Source organism: Paenibacillus sp. FSL H7-0756 (assembly GCF_038006765.1).
Taxonomy (GTDB): Bacteria; Bacillota; Bacilli; order Paenibacillales; family Paenibacillaceae; genus Paenibacillus_AQ.
In genome coordinates this window covers 1,131,172-1,147,591 of record NZ_JBBOVT010000001.1, presented here as the reverse complement: position 1 = coordinate 1,147,591, position 16,420 = coordinate 1,131,172, and the positions used below count along the sequence as shown (strand labels likewise).

Below are 16,420 nucleotides of genomic sequence, written 5' to 3'. Positions count from 1 at the left end.
TATTTTGCGGTTCACCTTAATATAGGTGTATGATACAATAAATTTAATATATGTGTATGATACAACTATATGTTTGAAAGTCAATGTGACTTATTTCATGCTTCTTTCATAATGAGGCGAGAATATCAGGCGGCCTTAGCATAAGGCCGGTATTATCAATTATACTAGGGAGACATATGACAAAGTAACCGGTAAAGGACGGAATCTAACTATGGCTGACGAACAGAAGGACAAGCACCTCGAAGCTCTGAACCAGGAGCTGATTACGCTGATCCGCCACGGCTCGCTGGATAAGAAGCATGGCGGTCTGGACCGCTCCTCGTATACCCTGCTCCAGCATTTGTCGACGCACGACAAGGTAGGCGTTAAGGCGCTTGCCGAACAATTCGGCCTTGACACCTCTACCATCAGCAGGCAGACAAGCGTCCTGGAGGCGAAGAACTATGTGGAGCGGGTGCCTGATCCGCAGGACGGGCGCTCCAGCTATTTTCAGCTAACTGCGCTTGGTGCACAGACCTTCGCCGAGGCCCGGGACATCCGGCTTGCGCGCTACGGGGAGATCTTCGAGGACTGGTCCCCGGAGGACTGCGGACTCTTCAGCGGACTGCTCGCCCGGCTCAACCGCACCCTGCAGCAAAAATAGCACGAAGAGGATTGACGGATACTGGCGAAGCTGGTAGATTGAATTAATCATACAAAATAACTCGGAATTATATTTTAGTCAAAGGGGCCGGTCTGCATGAACTTTATTTTCTTTTCCCCGCATTTCCCCAAGAACAGCGCTGAATTCTGTACGCATCTGCGGGAGCAGGGGGCCACGGTGCTCGGGATTGGCGATGCAGCCTATAACCAGCTGGAGGACAAGCTGAAATCGGCACTGACCGAATATTATAAGGTAAGCAATCTGGAGAGCTATGAGGAGATTCTGCGGGCTGTCGGCTATTTCACCCATAAATACGGCAAGATTGACCGCTTCGAGTCGCTGAACGAATACTGGCTGGAGCAGGATGCTGCCATCCGTACGGACTTTAACATCTACGGCACCAAGTCGGATTTCGTCCATAATCTGAAGCAGAAGTCCAAGATGAAGGAATTTTTCCGCAAAAGCGGGGTAAGCACCGTCCAGTTCTCCACCGGCACAACGCGTGAGAGCGTCGAGAGCTTCATCCAGAGCGCCGGCTTCCCGCTGGTGGTGAAGCCCGATCTTGGCTCCGGGGCCAGTAATACGTATAAGATCAATAACGAAGAGGAGCTACAGCACTTTTTTGACACGAAGCCGGAGAATGTTGCCTTCATTATTGAGGAATTCATAGACGGGGTTATTCTCACCTATGACGGCCTGGTGGACAGGGACGGGAATGTGCGCTTCGCGGTCAGCCACCTGTTCGAGAACAGTGTGATGGATGTCGTCAACACGGACAATCACCTCTACTACTTCTGTCTGCGGGAGATCAGCCCGGAGGTGGAGGAGGCGGGGCGGAGCATTTTGCAGGCTTTTGACATCCGGGAACGGTTCTTCCATATCGAGCTGTTCAAATCGCACAAGGATGGCCGGATCATTGCCCTGGAAGTGAATATGCGTCCGCCTGGCGCCTGGATGACTGATGCCATTAACTTCGCCTATGATGTCAATGTGTATAAGGAATGGGCCAGCATGGTTGTGCACAATGAGGTTGGCGGACCATACGAAGGTAAATATTATACCGGCTATGCCAGCCGCAAGAATCATAAGCATTACGCTCACAGCCATGAGGACATCTACCGGGCATTCGGCGGGAAGATTGTCAATTATGACGAGATTGAAGAAGTCTTCAGCAGAGCAATGGGCAACCGCGCTTATCAGTTCCGTTCCCCCGAGCTATCGGAGGTCAGAGACATTAGAGGCTATATTCAACAAGAAGAGGGATAGGATGTGTTAACGGATGAGGATAAGCTACCATAAGGAGTACAGCCACAACCTGGGCAGAGACATGGAGTATAAAATATACGGCCACGCCGGCAAACCGATGCTCGTCTTCCCCACCTCACTTGGACGCTTTTATCAATATGAGGATTCGGGCATGATCGATACGCTCTCGTCCTTCATTGAAGCGGGCAAGCTGCAGATCTGGGCCTGTGACAGTCTGGATGAGGAGACCTTCTTCTCCACCCACTGGAACAATGAGGACCGGATACACCGTCATGAGCAGTATGACAAATATATTGCGCATGAGCTGATTCCCGGCATCCTCCATGAGAGCAAACAGAATAACGGCGGGACCAACCAGCGCATTCTGATCTCCGGCTGTTCGATGGGGGCTTATTACAGCGCCAGCTTCTTTTTCCGTTATCCGCACTATTTCGATACCTTAATCGCCCTGAGCGGCGTTTACTCCACCTACTACTTCTTCGGCGACTATATGAGCGGGAACGTCTATCTTAATTCACCGCTGCATTATCTGCCGGGGCTGACGGATGAACATTATCTGAACCAGTACCGCAGCAGCACTATTATCGCCTGTGTCGGTCAAGGGGCGTATGAGGACGAGATGCTTCATGAGACCCGGCTGCTTCAGGAGGTGCTGGCGCAGAAGGGTATTCCGGCCCGGATCGACTACTGGGGCCATGATGTCAGCCATGACTGGCCGTGGTGGAACAAGCAGATTCATTATTATGTGGAAGGCTGCTTGGGCTAGTGAGGCCGGGAATTGAATTCATTTGAATACAATGATCCTATCGGATGGATGGGATTACCTGCGCTGCGCAATGTATGCTGTTTTTCACATACATTCGGCAGCGCGAGGGCTTCCGGGCTGATTGTAATCGGAAAACCGATTACATTCGGCAGCGCGAGGGCTCCCGGGGCGATTGTAATCGGAAAACCGATTACATTTGGCAGCGCGAGGGCTTCCGGGCTGATTGTAATCGGAAAACCGATTACCTTCGGCAGCGCGAGGACTTCCGGAGCGATTGTAATCGGAAAACCGATTACATTCGGCAGCGCGAGGGCTTCCGGGGCGATTGTAATCGGAAAACCGATTACATTTGGCAGCGCGAGGGCTCCCGGGCTGATTGTAATCGGAAAACCGATTACATTCGAGCCATATACCTACATCCGAGTACAATGTATGCTGTTTTTCACATACATTCGGGCCAGATGCCGCTGTACCAGCCAATAGTACTCGTTTTTCAGCATACCAAGTTCACTCTTGCTCCTCGCGGCTAACCTTAGCCACATTCAGCAACTAAGTACTCTGCGAATCAAGCATCAAAAAAGGAACTGCTGAAATGAGCAGTTCCTTTTTCTTTGTCGGCTGCCGCCTCTTACTATGCAGGTACATGCTCCGAACAGAACTGAAGCAGCGCCGCTTCCTCATCTTCTTCCATATCGAAATCGAGCAGCTGGCCTGAGGAGGTCTCCAGCAGATCGTAGCTGACCATGCTTGTCTGCTCTTCTTCCACTTTGACAATCACGCGGGCGGACACGCCGTTCTCCACGTACAGCTCATCATCCTCCGGCACATCAATGTTCACGACGAACTCATATCGCTTGCCGCTTAGGATATTAAATGGATCTCTTACGTTCTCCACGGTGTAGCTTGTAAATGTCAACAAGTTGCATTCCTCATTTCTCAATTCACTGCCAGATTATTGTAACACAGTATCTGCGGCTTTGCCTTTGGTCTTCTTGATCTGCTTGCTGCGCAGCTGTCCGCAGGCCGCATCAATATCAACGCCCTGCTCCAGACGGGTGCTGACGCTGACGCCCTGCTTCTTCAGCGTATCGAAGAAGGCACGCACCGACTCCCGGCTGCTCCGCTGATACTGGCTATGCTCATCCACGGGATTATACGGAATCAGGTTGACGTTCGCCAGCTGGCGGCGATCCCCGATTAACTCAGCCAGCTCCAGCGCATGCTCCTCGCGGTCATTGATATCCTTCAGCAGGATATACTCCAGCGTGATTCTCCGGTTCGTCTTCTCCAGATAGTAATCAATCGCCGGCATTAACTTCTCTATAGGAATGGCCCGGTTAATCTTCATAATCTGTGTCCGCAGCTCATTATTCGGGGCATGCAGCGAGATCGCCAGATTAACCTGCATATTGGCGTCGGCGAATTCTCTGATTTTGTCCGCCAGGCCGCTGGTGGATACGGTGATTCCTTTGCCGGCAATCGCCAGACCCTTATGATCCTTGATGGTAATCAGGAAGTTCAGCAGATGCCGGAAGTTATCGAACGGCTCGCCGATCCCCATAACCACGACATGGGTGACCTTCTGGCCGTGGCCTGCCTGATCCAGATAATGCTGAACCTTCATAATCTGCTCCACAATCTCGCCGCTGGTCAGATCCCGGCTCTTCGCCAGCAGTCCGCTCGCACAGAAGCTGCATCCGATATTACAGCCGACCTGAGTAGTGACACATACGGACAAGCCGTATTTCTGCCGCATCAGCACGGTCTCAATCAGGTTGCCGTCATGGAGGCGGAAGAGGAACTTCACTGTACCGTCGGCTGATTCCTGCTTCACATGCTCTTCCATCGTCTGGAACACATAATGCTCTTCCAGCAGCGCTGTGCATTCCTGATTCATTCCGTCCATCTCGGCGAAGCTGGTAATCCGCTTGCGGTACAGCCATTCCCAGACCGCAGTGGCCCGGGATTTCTTGTGCCCATGCTCCAGCAGCCATGCCGTTAATTGCTCCAAAGTCAATCCATAAATGGATTCTTTATTCATTTCATATCCTCTTTTCAAAACATTAAAGTTCAACCTATCTATTTTACCTTGACAGGGACATTAGCAGCAACAATACCTTATTGTCTCAAATTTCGTTAGTTAAAACAAGAGGAAACGCTGCGGAATCGGGGTCTTGGAGCAGGGAAAATAAAAAGCGCAGTCCGCAGGGACCACGCCTTTTCCGTCAAACCTTATTTATACAGAACCTTCTCGACATTGTATTTCGCGCGAAGCTTGTTCACAATGTAGGTCTCATAGATCTCTCTGTCCACCGGATCTTCGACGAGGCAGACTTCAATGCGGGTAACCTCATCGCGGTGGGGCTTCATCACAGATACATTGTCCTCGAAATGCTTCTTGATCCGCGGTCTCAGCTTGCGGGCCTTGCCCACAAATAACAGCTCGTCCTGATCATTGTAGAACATGAAGATGCCGCCTGCTTCGCGGGTAATCAGGTGGAAATCGGTAAATCCGTAAATGTGGCTCAGTTCAGGGTTAGCTTGCTTGTAAATAATAACTTCCGGTGACGGAATGGTAATGCTGATCATTAAGCTTCACTTCCTCATTGGATATAGAAATAAATAGTATCACAGAATGGGTAACGTGACTATTTGTATCTTGTGCAAATTGCCCGCTGGCCCATAGATTACTTACGCTTCGGCTTCAATTCCGGCATACCCAGCGTAAGAGCCATATTGCACAGCATCGAGTTAGCCAGGAAGGTGCTCACCTTCACCTCAGGATGCGCAAACCCGGCTGCGGTAAACTTACTCTTCATCAGACCGGTTACCTCCTGCATTCCAGCTTGCATGGCCTGCCGGATCGCTTCATCCCGGATGCCGCTTGCCTGCACCTGCAGAATCAGCTCGTTCGGATAAGTCTCCATCAGCTGCTCATATAACTGGATGGCTTCGGCTAGCATTTGTTTTTTGGGGGCGCGAAATCCGGCAAAAGTACGGAGAATCCGTTCAAACGCACGCTCCAGTGCAGCTAAGAACAGCTCCTCCTTATTCTTGAACAGCTTGAAGATATACGGCTGAGAGATTCCCACCTTCTCCGCCACCTGCGCGGTTGTTGCCCGGTAATAGCCATACTCGGCAAAAACAATCACCGCCGCCTCCAAGATCTGCTCCCGGCGATTCACAGTAAGGGTCTCATCTCCCTGTAAACGGATCTTAGCGGATTGCTTATTCATATAGGCTTCCCCCTTATGCCGAAGCATCCGCTCCCGCAACGATTGGTAATTGATCAATCACTCTTCATGGACTGATGGAAAGGGCATCCTTTCGCTTCCTCAATCTCACGCTGTCCAGAGTCGGCCTGTTGCTTCTTCCGGTAGACGAAGCGCGGGCTTAGCTGCAAATCACGCAGCTTATTATCATTCCAGATCGGCGTGGAGGACGGCGACATCGGCGGAATCAGCCAGCCCCACTTGCCTGACACTTCCCGTCCCTGCTGCTGCTCCTGCTCCTGGAAGCGGACGAACTGGTCTGCGGCGGTATGGTGGTCCACAATACTGACCCCCGCCTGCTTGAAGGAATGGAGGACGGCGCGATTCAGTTCCAGCAGTGCCCGGTCCTTCCATAGCGAGGTATTCGTGGAGCGGTCCAAGCCCAGCAGATCTGCCACCGCAGGCAGGCGGTTGTAGCGGTCCGTATCGCCGAAATTCCGCGAGCCGATCTCCGTCTCCATGTACCAGCCGTTAAATGGCGCTGCCGGGTAACGGATGCCGCCAATCTCCAGGCACATGTCCGAGACAATCGGAACGGAGTACCAGCGCAGGCCCAGCTCCGTGAATTGAGGGATCTCCGGGTGGCTGAGCGGCACCTCCTGTACAAGTCCTGCCGGGATAGGGAAGCAGCGGGGTTCCTCCCCGCCGATGCTGATCACGAGCGGCAGAATATCGAAATCCCCGCCCGTGCCCTGCCAGCCCAGCTTAAGGCAAACGGCAGTGAATTCATCGGAAGCCGGATCACCGGCACGCGGATGCTCCCCGTTATCGGGATAACCGGCATAACGGATGAGCTGATGATTCCAGATCCGGATGGCACGGCCTTGCTCCTCTTCACTGCGGAAGACGGTAATGACCGGCCGTATCCGGCCGCCGTTATTCGCATGCTTCATATGATGCAGCAGCGCCTCCGCCACCTCTTCTACAGTCTCTGCTCTGCGGGCGTCAATCACATCTAAGGAATGCCAGAACAGTCTTCCGATGCAGCGGCTGTTATGGCGCCAGGCCATCCTTGCCCCGTGCGCCAGCTCTTCTCCTGTATGCCTGTATGTACCTGTGCGCTGCACCTCTTCCCGTATGTCCGCCAGACGCAGGTCCCGTTCACCCTCTGTTAACCCCAGTTCCAGATAGCAGGCCGTGATGAAGGATTCCGCCTGCCCGATCAACTCCTGAGTGTTATGCTGTGAAACTGTGTGTTTCATCTTCTCTCTCCTATCCATGCGTGCCCTGCTGCAGTACCCTCAGCGTATCATCTCTGCTCCAGCTCTGCCAGTCTGGAGATAATCCGTCTTTTGCGGTAGAGCATCCGCGCTGCCTCCGTCACCTCTTCCAGCGTCTTCCGGTTAAGGTAAGCGCCGAAGAACATGCCTGCGACCGGAACGGTCTGAAGCAGCTTTTTCCAGCCCCAATTGTCACGGTATACGGTCACTACCTCCTTCCAGCCCTGAATCCTGGAGACGGTCTCCTTGGTTGCGGCCAGAATATTGCCGTCTCCGCCCGCCTGCAGATTCAGTTCCTTCAGCAGCGTGCGCTTCCCCACTACATCGGAGGAGGCGAACTGCATCACCTTAACGGTGAAGATCCGCTCCGTCTTATCGGTCGGATCATAGCCATAACAGAGGCCAATCTCCTGAATCGCCTTCAAAGAGAGGCCCAGCACAGCCGGAATATCGGCAGCCAGTGTGAAAATCCCGCCGAAGCCTGTAGTCGCCCCCTGGGCCGTAGCCGTATTCCGGCTTCGCCCCGCGATCTTCATTGCCACTTCATCCATCACAGCCAGAGGAAACGGCCCATCTTCCGGAGCTCCCGCCGCCCGGCTTGTCTCTTCCATCAGCTTGCCCACCTTGCGCCCGGCCACCAGATAGTTGCCGCCGTTCTGGATGTAGCCGCCCAGTTCATCGAGCAGCCGGCCTACCTTATCGTGGATAACCTTTGGCGTAATTGCATCAAGCAGCTTGAACGGCAGCCGGGTAATCCGGTCCCAGATCATCAGCCTATTCTGCTCTTTCTCCCACTTGGTAATCTCCTTAAGCGCGGCATACAGCATCTCCGGTGTCTCCGGAGGACTCCATGAACCGGTGTTGTCTGCTTCTGGCATAGTATGTACCTCCCCTGAATGGTCTTGTCATTACCTTATAACCTATTTCATAACAAATGATTGCAGAGGCCTCCCATTCGCTCCTTGGGTACCATCAACAGCAAACAGGCACCCCGGATCAACTCCGGGAATGCCTGTTCACCTTAGCCCGCTTCAGGCTTTAATCTTGGAATTCGCCTGCCTGCTCATCCAGCGAAGACAATCTCCGCTTCTCTTCCACCAGTCTCTCTTGGACCAGCTCGACCCCTTGTCTGCCGACTGAACCTTCCGGGGCATGGCGCACAGCTTCTTCAGCGTGCTCCAGACTGCTCTCTGCCTGATCTATTATCTGCCCGGTCGGATGACTCGAAGCCTGGGTTACAGCGTTGTGCAGCTTCGTCACCGCATCGTGCGCCTGATCCACCGTACTGTTGGTGCGCAGACTGGATTCGTAATGCTTCATAAAATCCTTCCCCCTCCATCTCGGTTTCTGTTCCTCTCTAGGATGGATTGGAGAGCGCAATCTTATGCGGCGATCCCGGCTCAGAATCGCCTACACCAGGAACATGGCGACAATCGTCATGGCCGTCAGACCCAGCAGGACCGGCTTCAGATTGCGCCGGGCCAGCTCGAACGGGCTGACGCCGCAGATCGCAGCGGCGGGAATAAGCGCCCACGGGATCAGGGTGCCGCCGCCGACCCAGATGGCGGCCACCTGCCCCAGGGCGGTCAGGGTCGCCGCGCCGGAATGGATCGCGGCGGCGAACAGCCCGGCAATCGAGCCGGCCAGCGAGATGCCGGAGAACCCGGAGCCGTCGAGGCCGGTGATCGCGCCGATCACCGTCAGCGTTACGGCGCCTACCGCCCCGTTCAGCGGCACGTGATTGGCCAGGGCCACGCCCAGGTCGTTCACGATGCCGTGCGAGCCGTCCGGCAGCACCTTGCCGTACAGCTCGGTGAAGGCGGCGTCGCCCAGATAGAAGAAGGCGGCAATCGGGATAACCGGCCCGAAGACCTTGAAGCCGAAGGTGAAGCCTTCTATGAGATAGGCGGTGATCTTCTCCAGTCCCTGCCCCTGGCCGCGATGGGCCAGCAGGGTAACGGCAATCAGGATCAGCACGGCGGTCCCCCCAACCAGCGCGGTAGCATCGCCGCCTTGCAGGTGAAGCACGAACATGCCGATCACATCCAGCAGGAACAGCAGCGGAATAGCGATAGCCAGACCTTTGCGCAGACGGTCACTCATGAAGACAGGCTGGTCAGCCTCCGTCCCCGCATCAGCGAGCGGCTCTGCTGTTCCCGGGGAAGCGACCAGACCGTCTCTCCAGGTGCCGTTCTCCTGGTCCCGCTTCATCATCCAGAATGCGCTCACCGTCGTGACAATCCCCATCACAGCAACCAGGGGGATACTGGCTTGCATCACGCTGGATACTGGAAGACCGGCGGCATCCGCCGTAAGCTTCGGAGCGCCTTGAATAATATAGTCGCCGGAGAGGGCGATCCCGTGCCCGAACAGGTTCATGGCTACCGCTGCGCCCAGCGCAGGCAAGCCGACCCGGACCGCCACCGGCAGCAGAACCGCCCCTACCAGCGCTACCGCAGGGGAAGGCCAAAAGAAGAACGAGGTTACCATCATAATCAGTCCGATTCCCCAATAGGCCATCGCCGGTGTGCGCAGGAACCGGGTGAGCGGCGATACCATCGTCTCATTAATGCCTGTTATAATCAGAATCCGGCTCATCGCCACGATAATGGAGATAATCATGATGGTGCCGAGCAGCTCCTTAGTCGCATAGACAAAAGAGTTAAAGATCCCCGACACCGACCCGCTAAGCGTCGCCGTTGCCAGCAGCCCGAGCGCCAGAATCCCGGTCACACAGATCATGGTTGTATCACGCCGTTTGATCAGAAGCGCCAGAATGAACACAATAAACACCAGATACACCCAGTGAATCGCAGTAAGCTGGATACCCATTAGCCATACGCCCCCTTTCTACTTACAAATAGCAAGCAGGTGCTATATGCTATGCAGGAGGATAGGCTATTGTTCGCCTCAGGGACGGCAGGATCGAACAAAAAGACCCCCGCCTCCACATCACATGGATTCAGGGATCTTATTTGCGATTACACTCTGTTACCGGTGCCTGCCTGCTCTCCTGGCCCGGAGGAACGCGAGCTGCTTCAGCCTGTCCTGATCGTATAAGCTGCCCGCGATTTCCGGTTGCCCGGTATGTAGATGGGTAATCTCCTGCACTGCTGCCGGTCTTGCGGCGGCAGGAAGAAGCGTGGAGGTGCCGTCCCTGTAAACGATCAGGCTATGGCCGGGCGAGGGGTGCGGCTCGCGCACATACTCGTCAAGGTAGCCATATACCTTACGCTGCATCACAGGATCTTTGCTCATCTGCTGCAGAATATTCGGAGCGATTACAAGCTCTCGCTGATCCCTCCGGTCTCCTGCATCAGTCTTCTTCCCCTTGCTGCCGTCTTTGGCTACCGCCATAATGCGGACGGACAGACCGTACCTTGCCTTGATTCTGCGTGCCTGATCTTCAATTGCCGCTCCCACAGCCGCCATCATCTCCGGGAAGCTGAGCTGCGAGGACCCGGCGGAAGTGTGCTCCGCCTGTTGCGGTGAGCGGGTCAGCGAAGCGGCGTTGATTCGTGATATGGGAATATACATCGAACGTTCCTCTTCTCGCGCGTAAAGTTCAGGACAACTCTTTATCGGCAAAAAGAGGAATATTACTTATAACGCGCTATTCCTTAGCCAATGCGCCCGCAGCCGCATCCTCGCCGCCGAGCCGCCCGGAGGTGAAGGAGTAACCCAGTCCAACGCCGTTGCCTACATAGGTATCGTTGAATAGCACCCCTTCAGACTCTACGCCCACGGCATACAGTCCTTTGACCGGCACACGCTTATCATTCAGCACCTGGAACTTGGTATTGACCAGCAGACCGCCCACCGAACAGAGGTTGTTGATCTCGGCAATAACGGCGTAATACGGTCCGCTGCTGCCCATAGGAACCAGATATTCCTTCGCCTTGCCGAACTCCGTATCAGTGCCTGTCTTCGCTGCTTCCTCATAGAGCTTGAAATCAGCGGCAAACACCGCAGGGTCCATCCCTGCATTCTTCGCCAGCTCCTCCAGCGTATTGCCCTTGAAGCCGTCGCCGTTCGCTACCATGGATTCGAAGACTTTATCGGCATCCTTCCATGGCTGGTCCAGCGTGAACTTGTCTTTATAGGAGGCATAGAATTCAGGCGGCATACCCGGCAGCTTAGGCGCCTGAAGCCCCTTCATCCCCTTGGTCTTAAGCGCATCCAGCTGCGCCTGTGAGACAATAACCAGATGATACGCTCCGTTAAAAGCACTGGTATTCGCTGCCGCTACCGCTGTAAGCGTCGCGGCCTCATCTCTGAATCTCGCGCCCGAAGGGCCGACATTCATCAGGGTTGGCAGGTAAGACAGCATCATTGGATAGCTGGCTTCAAACGGCTCATACTCCGTCTTCAGCTTATCTGTAGCTCTGGCCAGCGTCTGGTGCAGCATCTGCCCGCCGAAGTTGTCAGGCACCTTCGCGCCGATCTCCCAGGACATCTTCAGCCCTTCGCCGATGTTCTGCCCAAGCCCGCCGTTCACGCCTTCGAAGCCAAAAGCTTCCTTAACCATCTCTTTATTCCCGGCATAACCGCCGGTAGCCATTACCACGCTCGCTCCTGATATCTCCAGAGTAGTTCCGTCAGACTTCTTGGCCACGACTCCGGTAACCTCTCCATTAGCGCCCGTCATCAGCTTCTGTGCAGTGGCCTCCGTGATCACCTGTCCGCCGCCCTTCTCTACGGATGCTGCAAGCATCTTGCGCAGCAGCTCCTGGCGGGTCTCATAAGGAGGCAGCATATGGAGCTGTTCCCCGGCGAAGTTCAGGAAGGTAGTGGTGTAGCCCTTGCCGGTCAGCCAGTCATAGGTCTCGCCCGACTTCGTGACGTACTGGCGGATCGCCGCCGCATCCACACGCCAGTGGTTATTCACGATCCAGTCAGCAATCTCCTTCTCAACTTCCACTTTCAGCCCGCTGCTTAGCGCGGCAGAGGAGTTGTAAAATTTACCCGCCCAGGACAGGTTGCTCGCGCCGCCGATCGTCGCTGTTTTCTCGATCAGGATGACCTTCGCGCCCTTATCCGCTGCTGATACCGCTGCCGATACACCCGAAGCACCTGCTCCCACAACGACAACATCCGCCGACAGCTGCTCGGTCTTGCCTTCTCCCGATTTCACTACAGCCTTCGTTTTAAAAGCCTCCACATTGCCGCCCGCCTGCTTAAGCGCTTCCTCCACAGCGGTCAGAATCGCCTTGCTGGACTCCGACGCCCCGCTGACGGCATCAATATTCAGGGTCTGGCCGGATAGAATCTCCTCCTTGACCTTGTTGATCGCCTCTACCCCGATGCCGGCGGTTTCGTTCTGGCTGACCACATTGATTCCGGTAATGACCGAATGATCATCAAGAGTCACCTCAACCTGAATCTTGCCGTCTTTGCCTTCAGCCTCTGTTTTATAGGTTCCCGCTTTGAAGCCTGCCGGTACAGCACTTGTATCCGCTGGCTGCGACGCCTGCGGCGAGGCAGACGGCTGCTCTGAAGCTGCCGGTGCAGCGGCATTGTTACCGCTGCAGCCGCTAAGGAGCGACAGGACCAATACCAGACATACGGCGAATAAGAACATTTGCTTTGTTGCTTGCTTACGCATCAATTTCTCCCCCTGTGTGGTTAATGCAGCCCTGTTTCTCTCTCTAATAGAACTGCTGACTACCGCACACAGTGTAAACCTTGGTACAGTACCAAGGTCAATGAACAATATGTGAAATTTTTCTCAAAGTAGAGCGGATGCTACTCCGCTTCTACCGGAATATTAATCTCCAGATACGTTTTGCTGCCGTTACGCGTGCGCTCGGTGAACAGAATTTTACCGCTGATATCTCCGCAAATCTTATAATTCCTTGACTGCACATACTCCAGCATGAACCCGAAAGCCCCCCGCTCCAGGTAATCCTCGTGGCCGCTGACAATGACAGCAGAGATGCAGACCGCCGGCTCCAGAACCTCTACACCATCATTCAAGCAAACCCCGAGCTTCACCTGATCCTCCGCAAGCAGGCCAAGTCCCCAGCTATACTGCAGATCCCCTAATCCGCAGACGCATTCGCCTGCCTTATTCTCTACCCGGAAGGAATAGAAGGTGAACGGCAGCAGCTCCATCCACGCCTGGACCGTGTCTTTGAGCTCCTCCTTGTGCAGCAAATGATTCTTGTTCGTCTGCTGAATCCGGTACATGCCCGGCACCTGCTTCATCTTGCACGTATACAGGGATGCGCTGACCTGCGCCAGCTCCGCCTGAATCTCCTGAATCTTGCCGAGCAGCAACGTGCTGCGCCGGATCTCCTCCTCCAGCTGCATACCCGCAGCGGCAATCGATTCCATCACTTGCTCACACGGCGCTTCCTTAATCAGCCCGGCCACATCCTGAAGCGGAATTTGCATGCTCCGGTACCATCTGCTCGTCAATAAATTCCGTGCATCGAGATCGTTGAAATACCTGTAGTTATTATGATGATCCTTCATCGGCCGGACAATATCATGTTTCTCATATAAGCGCAGTGTATCTGCCGTCACTCCAAGAATGGATGCAAATTCACCGATCGAATACTTCATCAGCAGCCCCCCAGCTTACTTGATCGCATACGTTCATGCCTGTCGTTCATGTCGTTAATGATAGAGGGTTTGGCCGGGAGACATTGTGGGTTATGTCACACGCTTCTGCCGGAGGACCGGGAAGAGCTTTTCCTGTCGCAGGTGGCGGCGGCATGGTCTATACTTGAAAGATACGGAAGAAACTGATGAACGGAGGCGGCTGCCATGCCCGCACAGCTAACAGACAAGGTCGCCGGCCTGCCCTTGACGCCTGGCGTATATCTGATGAAGGACGGCCTGGGTCATGTGATTTATGTCGGCAAGGCGAAGCAGCTGAGGAAGCGGGTCCAGTCTTATTTTTATAATAATAAGGGGCATTCGCCTAAGGTGAAGCAGCTGGTTAAGCATATCCGCGATCTGGACTACCGGCTGACCGATACAGAGCTGGAGGCCTTCATGCTGGAATGCCAGCTGATCAAAGAGATCAAGCCGATGTATAACCGCAAAATGAAGAATCCGCTCGCCTACAGCTATATTTCCATCGTGGACAAGGCGCCTTACCGGCAGATTGAGATAGGCTACGAGCCAAGTACAGAGGCGGGCAGCCTTGTATATGGCCCCTATACCAGCCGGAGTACGGTGGAGAGAGCGGTGCTGGGCATCAAGGAATCACAGCGCATTCTGTGCAGCAGTCCCCATGCCCGCAGCTCCCGCTGCCTGAACCATTCGCTGGGCTTATGTATCGGCATGTGCGGTGGCGGGGAGGCAGCTGTGGCGCAGTATGAAGCCGTCATAGACGAGATGATCTGCTTGCTGGAAGGCAAGGACAGCGGAATTGTAACCGGACTGGAAGCCCGGATGGAGGACGCTGCGCTGCGGTTCGACTTCGAGACCGCAGCCAAATTCCGCGATTATCTGGGAGCCGTCCACTCGCTGCTGCAGAAGGAGCAGGTGATTGAATTCACCGGAGCGAACAAGAATATTATCGTGCTGGAGCCGGTGGACGAACAGTCCCATAAGCTGATCCTGATTAAGGGCAGCGTGATTCTCTACCGCACCCTGCTGGCAAGAGACGCGCTGAACGAAGGGCAGCTTACCGGGATGATCGCGGCATCCGCCCGGGAGGTCTTCCGCAGCAGCAGCCAGACCGCCGCTACGGAAGAGATGAGCCGCCACAAGATCGACGAGGCCCAGATCATCTACAGCTACCTGAAGAGCAGCTCCAGCCATTATCTGCTCGTCCCGCCGGAGTGGCTGGAGGATGAGGGTCTGACGGGGTTAGAGGAAGGGATAGCGGAATTGGTTCAGTCCTCTGTCTTGGATATGTAGCAATTGATTCTTCTTCACCCTCAATACACCGCCTGCGGTGCAAACTGCCCAGTGCCTTTTAACGTATAGTCGTAAAATTCAAGAATCAGCCTATTCATCGTCTCAATACAGTAATACTTATCGATATCCGCCCGTCCGTGTTGAAGCACATTGGCAAGTATCGGGGAGAACAGCGGCAGGTCGGTCAGGCTTAAGTGCTTGGCCCCCTCAAAATGAACGGTATACGCGTCCTTGAAGTTCGGATTGGCGTTGTTATTCGCTGCGTAAGCCGAGTTCTTCCCGAGCTGTCTCCACACATCGTCCGTATATAGGTTCAGCAGCGGTACGCGGTAGGGCTCATTAGTGGCAGCCAGATCATTGATCTTCCGGTCATAAACCAGCTCGGTGAAGAACGGGGCATCCAGATTCACAACAGCATCCACATCGCTGCGCTCCCGGCCAAGCGCGACGCTTGCCGCACCACCCATAGAGTGGCCGATTACGCCAATGTGCTCCGTATCTATCCGTTGGTACACGGGGTCTCCGCTACTGGCGGCTTTCTCCAGAATATTATCAATCACCAGATTCATATCCGCGGTCCGCAGCTTCATCCATTTACGCGTAAGTCCGTACAACTCTTCTACGGTGTACACTCCATCTTTGTTAGAATCGCTAACCTCCCGCATATACGCTGCATTAACCGTAGTGACTTTCCCGTCCACACCCTGTGTATAAAAAGAATGGTATGGATGATCGATGGATACCACAACATAGCCGTGACTGGCCAGCTCCGTGAAGGTTGAAGCGTTGCTCTCTCTAACCCCGAAGGCTCCATGAGAAAAGACGATCAGCGGATACTTGCCCTCCGTATGGCGCGGATACCAGAATTCCACATTCACCCGCCGGTGCTCCCCCGTATCTGTAAACTCCTCTACTCGGATAGGGTCTGTATAGGTGTATACAGCCGTACTGACTTCATACTCCCCGGTCACTTCAGGTGCACGGTACTGCGGGAACAGAATAGGCGGGATAAGTGCGATTAGCAGCGCCACAGCGGTTAGCAGCCTTTTCCACACCCGGGTTGAACGCCTGAACGGTCTCACGTCTGTCTTCTTGCGGATCAGATCCACCGAGCCTTTCAGCGCAAAAACAAACAGTAATACCGCCAGTAATACCCAACTGAAGCTCCAATCGATAACGGGGGACCATGTCAGAATAACGAAAACGATAAACAGGGTAATTCTAATCCAGCTTATGAGCTTAATGCGGCTGTGCATAGGGATTCTCCTTTTCGCGTCAGATGATGATCTCATCATAAAAAACTGCGAAAAGGGTGTATACCCATTTACGGTAAGCTGTAGCTACAGGGCAATAAGATGCAAAAATTCTTCATGAAACG

17 protein-coding genes are annotated in these 16,420 nt (G+C 54.3%); 5 read left to right on the top strand and 12 right to left on the bottom strand.

Annotation, left to right across the window (positions count from 1 at the left end):
- Positions 1-211: 211 nt before the first annotated feature.
- From NST04_RS05185 to NST04_RS05170, 4 genes are all read left to right on the top strand, one after another.
- Complete coding sequence (locus NST04_RS05185; protein WP_341183436.1) at positions 212-643, top strand: MarR family winged helix-turn-helix transcriptional regulator; 432 nt, start codon at positions 212-214, stop codon at positions 641-643.
- Positions 644-739: 96 nt separating this feature from the next.
- Complete coding sequence (locus tag NST04_RS05180) at positions 740-1,909, top strand: ATP-grasp domain-containing protein (protein ID WP_341183435.1); 1,170 nt, start codon at positions 740-742, stop codon at positions 1,907-1,909.
- A 13-nt stretch (positions 1,910-1,922) separates the two neighbouring features.
- Entirely contained in the window at positions 1,923-2,675 is a 753-nt protein-coding gene (locus tag NST04_RS05175; RefSeq protein WP_341183434.1) for an esterase family protein, read from the top strand.
- A 12-nt stretch (positions 2,676-2,687) separates the two neighbouring features.
- Positions 2,688-3,158: a hypothetical protein gene (locus tag NST04_RS05170; RefSeq protein ID WP_341183433.1), complete on the top strand. Its 471-nt coding sequence runs from the start codon at positions 2,688-2,690 to the stop codon at positions 3,156-3,158.
- A 148-nt stretch (positions 3,159-3,306) separates the two neighbouring features.
- On the opposite strand, the gene NST04_RS05165 is transcribed toward NST04_RS05170, so the two are convergent.
- From NST04_RS05165 to NST04_RS05115, 11 genes are all read right to left on the bottom strand, one after another.
- Positions 3,307-3,594: a DUF6509 family protein gene (locus tag NST04_RS05165; protein ID WP_341183432.1), complete on the bottom strand. Its 288-nt coding sequence runs from the start codon at positions 3,592-3,594 to the stop codon at positions 3,307-3,309.
- Positions 3,595-3,627: 33 nt separating this feature from the next.
- Positions 3,628-4,716 carry a 23S rRNA (adenine(2503)-C(2))-methyltransferase RlmN gene (rlmN, locus tag NST04_RS05160; protein WP_341183431.1) on the bottom strand — a complete coding sequence of 363 codons (1,089 nt, stop codon included), beginning with the start codon at positions 4,714-4,716 and terminating at the stop codon, positions 3,628-3,630.
- A gap of 191 nt (positions 4,717-4,907) precedes the next feature.
- On the bottom strand, positions 4,908-5,264 hold the full coding sequence (locus NST04_RS05155; protein ID WP_036722768.1) for a nucleotide excision repair endonuclease: 357 nt from the start codon (positions 5,262-5,264) through the stop codon (positions 4,908-4,910).
- Positions 5,265-5,362: 98 nt separating this feature from the next.
- Positions 5,363-5,911: a TetR/AcrR family transcriptional regulator gene (locus NST04_RS05150; protein WP_341183430.1), complete on the bottom strand. Its 549-nt coding sequence runs from the start codon at positions 5,909-5,911 to the stop codon at positions 5,363-5,365.
- A 53-nt stretch (positions 5,912-5,964) separates the two neighbouring features.
- The gene (locus NST04_RS05145) at positions 5,965-7,149 is read right to left on the bottom strand and encodes a nitric oxide synthase oxygenase (RefSeq protein ID WP_341183429.1); all 1,185 of its coding nucleotides are present in this window, start codon (positions 7,147-7,149) and stop codon (positions 5,965-5,967) included.
- 47 nt (positions 7,150-7,196) lie between these two features.
- On the bottom strand, positions 7,197-8,045 hold the full coding sequence (locus tag NST04_RS05140; protein WP_341183428.1) for an EcsC family protein: 849 nt from the start codon (positions 8,043-8,045) through the stop codon (positions 7,197-7,199).
- Between the two features lie 160 nt (positions 8,046-8,205).
- On the bottom strand, positions 8,206-8,487 hold the full coding sequence (locus NST04_RS05135; protein ID WP_341183427.1) for a hypothetical protein: 282 nt from the start codon (positions 8,485-8,487) through the stop codon (positions 8,206-8,208).
- Between the two features lie 90 nt (positions 8,488-8,577).
- Positions 8,578-9,999: a hypothetical protein gene (locus tag NST04_RS05130; RefSeq protein WP_341183426.1), complete on the bottom strand. Its 1,422-nt coding sequence runs from the start codon at positions 9,997-9,999 to the stop codon at positions 8,578-8,580.
- A 159-nt stretch (positions 10,000-10,158) separates the two neighbouring features.
- Complete coding sequence (locus tag NST04_RS05125; RefSeq protein ID WP_341183425.1) at positions 10,159-10,704, bottom strand: hypothetical protein; 546 nt, start codon at positions 10,702-10,704, stop codon at positions 10,159-10,161.
- A gap of 76 nt (positions 10,705-10,780) precedes the next feature.
- Positions 10,781-12,772, bottom strand: coding sequence for an FAD-dependent oxidoreductase (locus NST04_RS05120; protein ID WP_341183424.1), 1,992 nt, complete (start codon positions 12,770-12,772; stop codon positions 10,781-10,783).
- 140 nt (positions 12,773-12,912) lie between these two features.
- Positions 12,913-13,734 carry a MerR family transcriptional regulator gene (locus NST04_RS05115; protein ID WP_341183423.1) on the bottom strand — a complete coding sequence of 274 codons (822 nt, stop codon included), beginning with the start codon at positions 13,732-13,734 and terminating at the stop codon, positions 12,913-12,915.
- 204 nt (positions 13,735-13,938) lie between these two features.
- Between NST04_RS05115 and NST04_RS05110 the strand changes: the two genes are divergently transcribed.
- On the top strand, positions 13,939-15,042 hold the full coding sequence (locus NST04_RS05110; protein ID WP_341183422.1) for a GIY-YIG nuclease family protein: 1,104 nt from the start codon (positions 13,939-13,941) through the stop codon (positions 15,040-15,042).
- Positions 15,043-15,062: 20 nt separating this feature from the next.
- Here NST04_RS05110 and NST04_RS05105 read toward each other — a convergent pair whose 3' ends face one another.
- Entirely contained in the window at positions 15,063-16,298 is a 1,236-nt protein-coding gene (locus tag NST04_RS05105) for an alpha/beta hydrolase family protein (protein ID WP_341183421.1), read from the bottom strand.
- Positions 16,299-16,420: the final 122 nt, after the last annotated feature.

Bases quoted from the DNA above. Each gene is read 5' to 3' on its own strand.
- NST04_RS05185 (WP_341183436.1), top strand. From the start codon at position 212: ATGGCTGACGAACAGAAGGACAAGCACCTCGAAGCTCTGAACCAGGAG.
- NST04_RS05180 (WP_341183435.1), top strand. From the start codon at position 740: ATGAACTTTATTTTCTTTTCCCCGCATTTCCCCAAGAACAGCGCTGAA.
- NST04_RS05175 (WP_341183434.1), top strand. From the start codon at position 1,923: ATGAGGATAAGCTACCATAAGGAGTACAGCCACAACCTGGGCAGAGAC.
- rlmN (WP_341183431.1), bottom strand. From the start codon at position 4,716: ATGAATAAAGAATCCATTTATGGATTGACTTTGGAGCAATTAACGGCA.
- NST04_RS05155 (WP_036722768.1), bottom strand. From the start codon at position 5,264: ATGATCAGCATTACCATTCCGTCACCGGAAGTTATTATTTACAAGCAA.
- NST04_RS05150 (WP_341183430.1), bottom strand. From the start codon at position 5,911: ATGAATAAGCAATCCGCTAAGATCCGTTTACAGGGAGATGAGACCCTT.
- NST04_RS05145 (WP_341183429.1), bottom strand. From the start codon at position 7,149: ATGAAACACACAGTTTCACAGCATAACACTCAGGAGTTGATCGGGCAG.
- NST04_RS05140 (WP_341183428.1), bottom strand. From the start codon at position 8,045: ATGCCAGAAGCAGACAACACCGGTTCATGGAGTCCTCCGGAGACACCG.
- NST04_RS05135 (WP_341183427.1), bottom strand. From the start codon at position 8,487: ATGAAGCATTACGAATCCAGTCTGCGCACCAACAGTACGGTGGATCAG.
- NST04_RS05130 (WP_341183426.1), bottom strand. From the start codon at position 9,999: ATGGGTATCCAGCTTACTGCGATTCACTGGGTGTATCTGGTGTTTATT.
- NST04_RS05125 (WP_341183425.1), bottom strand. From the start codon at position 10,704: ATGTATATTCCCATATCACGAATCAACGCCGCTTCGCTGACCCGCTCA.
- NST04_RS05120 (WP_341183424.1), bottom strand. From the start codon at position 12,772: ATGCGTAAGCAAGCAACAAAGCAAATGTTCTTATTCGCCGTATGTCTG.
- NST04_RS05115 (WP_341183423.1), bottom strand. From the start codon at position 13,734: ATGAAGTATTCGATCGGTGAATTTGCATCCATTCTTGGAGTGACGGCA.
- NST04_RS05110 (WP_341183422.1), top strand. From the start codon at position 13,939: ATGCCCGCACAGCTAACAGACAAGGTCGCCGGCCTGCCCTTGACGCCT.
- NST04_RS05105 (WP_341183421.1), bottom strand. From the start codon at position 16,298: ATGCACAGCCGCATTAAGCTCATAAGCTGGATTAGAATTACCCTGTTT.